Annotated in this window: 3 protein-coding genes; all 3 read right to left on the bottom strand. The window is 57.1% G+C overall.

The window, feature by feature from the left end:
• Nucleotides 1-962: plasmid recombination protein (locus tag ACB039_RS20825; protein ID WP_371166366.1), on the bottom strand; the 962-nt coding region annotated here is incomplete at its 3' end.
• A 143-nt stretch (nt 963-1,105) separates the two neighbouring features.
• Nucleotides 1,106-1,348 (bottom strand): plasmid replication protein RepB, encoded by a 243-nt coding sequence (locus tag ACB039_RS20820; protein WP_371166365.1) that lies wholly within the window; start codon nt 1,346-1,348, stop codon nt 1,106-1,108.
• 859 nt (nt 1,349-2,207) lie between these two features.
• Nucleotides 2,208-2,496: hypothetical protein (locus ACB039_RS20815; protein WP_371166364.1), on the bottom strand; the 289-nt coding region annotated here is incomplete at its 5' end.

The following is a 2,496-nucleotide window of genomic DNA, read 5'->3' as shown; positions in this document are numbered from 1 at the left end:
TCCTGAAGGGCCTTGTCACGCTCATCTAGCACCCTGTCCAGCTCTTCGAGCTTTTCTTCAAAGGCGGCCTCTCGCTCATTCAGGTCTGCTTCGCGTTCCTGCATCACAACAACCGACTCGTTGAACTGGGCGATGTGCTCTTTAACCTTCGCCATCCTCTCATCGAAGGCCAGCCGTTCCCTTTCAAAAGCCTTCTCTGCGGCGTACAGATCAACCCCCCGCTGGTCGAGGTTGTCTTGGAAATCATTCTGCCAGCTCTCCCGTTCCGTGAGCCGCTGCATTCGGGCCTCTATCGCCGCCATTTCCTGCTTCATCTGGCCGTAGAATGCCTTGATCTCGGTGTGTTTGGCCTTGCTCCGCTCGATGCCACGGCGCAGTCCAAAGGGCGTCCCAACCTGCGTGGCAAAGTCGCTCTGGAGCTGGATCGACGCCGCTCTGCTAGTGAATTTTTTCGCGTTCAAAGCCCTGCCAGCCTGCGTTGGGAACTCCTTCACCTCCCGTTTCTGTTTGCCGTCCTCTGTCTTGCCAACGACCACAGAACGGCGGCGAGTACTGGCTTCTAATTCGATGATCGGTGTGTAAATGAAATGGCCGTGGGCACTGCGTTCGTCATAGTGCTCTGCCGAGTGAATCAGGTTGTCAGCTCCCACGAGCTTGTCCAGGTACGCCCTGGCCGCCTTGAAATATCCCTCGCGGTCAAAGCTCGGATCGTTGATCTGCTCAGGGCTTGCCGAGACGATGTACTCGATGGCCGGCACGGGCTCTTTTGCCGTACTGGCCTGAGTCACAGAGGCAAGATTTTCACGTAGCTTCACCATGCCACCGCCCTCAACCTTGTTGAGGTGGCGTTGGCTGGGGTCGGCATTCAGGGGCTCTGTTGTGCGGTCGTTATGGTTGATTGCGGCCTGCACATGGCCCACCGACTTGAGTTTTTTGTGCCTGATGATGACGAAGTTGGACATGGCGGGCCTCCCGAATGTGAGGCCCAGTAGAGATCGCTTTTGGAGGCTTGTCAAACAAGCAGGACACTCACTAGCCCTCTTGTACCGCTTCGCGGTTTACAAGAGGGCCTTCGTGAGCGAGGGGAAACCCCCTCGACCCCTGCTCAGCGACCGCTGAGATCGATCTCGATACGCCGGAACCCGATGCCATGCGCTGTGTTGGCGGCGGCATCAATGCTCTTGAACACCCGCCACCCTCCGCGCTGCCGTTCCAGCACCACGGTCTCGCTCTGGCGACCGAACTTCACCAGATGGAGGTGGTATCCGGCGCCCATGGGGGTGGGCACAATCATGGCTTTGGAGAAATTGCCCTGATCGAACACCCACTTGGCCTGTAGCTCTTCCATCGTATTGCCTATTTGATGAATCAAATTTGGATTTTGATTCTGGCCCATGAGGGGCTTTGGGTCAAGAGCACCCCGCTCCATGGATAACTGCTGCCGCCCACAGGGGACAAGCCCCTGATGGACGGACGGGCGCAGTTACCCACCTCGCCAAGATCCTCTCTCTATGGAAAACCTAGGGAGGAAGGACAGGGCGGGAGAAGGCTGCGCGGGGCGCTTTCAGCCCTTTCCGGCTACGCCGGACCCCTAGCCAGACAGCAGTAATGCTGAGGCTATCTGAGGTCATTTCGGCGTCTCCGTCTGGGTTGTCATATCCCTTTCCGGCGTGCCCTACGCTGGCCCGTTGTGCGCGTTAGCGCCCCCTGCGGCGGGCCTCCCCATTGGCTATTTCATTCGGGATTCCCCCATGCCTAGCACGTGCAGCACAGTTCCCTATTCCAACATTCACCAATGGGTTGGTTCCGGCTACCTTCAGTGACCCTTGATCGGTAGCAGTACGCTGCGTGTGTCCAAAGCATCTTGATTCCAAACACACCACACGGCTCAAGGCCGAACGGGTACGACAAAGCCCCGCTACGCATTTGCAAGCAGGTAACTGGGTTTTAGGCGTGAGGAGCTTGATTGATGGGGCCGAAGGCCGCTAAACTGATGGGGTATTCGGTAGCTCGGTCACGCCTGACCCTGTTACCTAGGTGAAGGGAGTTGCTGCTCCTGACACCTTCGAAAGAACCGCCTTGCTGGGCGGTTTTTTCGTTTCTGGCGTTTACGTTACATCCGATCGCGGTGCCGGATCCAGATCTGGATCCTCCAAAATGCGATCTTTCACCTCTTAGGTGTGCAAATGTGGGCTAAACGTGGTTTTTTACCTGTTGTATTCCTGCCCCTCATTCCGCATTTTCGCCAATCTGACCTGCTTCTGATGATCGGGGGATAGGCGATCGTACAGCTCGCGCGGTAGAAGCCCTACAATCGCATCCAGCGCTTTGCTCCGTTGCTTCAGCTCAGGGTTAGGGGGATTGTCCTGAAGGGCCTTCTCGCGCTCCTGAAGGGCCTTGTCACGCTCATCTAGCACCCTGTCCAGCTCTTCGAGCTTTTCTTCAAAGGCGGCCTCTCGCTCATTCAGGTCTGCTTCGCGTTCCTGCATCACAACA

Origin of the sequence: Aeromonas sp. S2(2024), assembly GCF_041402505.1 — a bacterium.
Classification (GTDB): domain Bacteria; phylum Pseudomonadota; class Gammaproteobacteria; order Enterobacterales; family Aeromonadaceae; genus Aeromonas; species Aeromonas media.
This window is presented reverse-complemented; position numbering and strand designations above follow the sequence as displayed.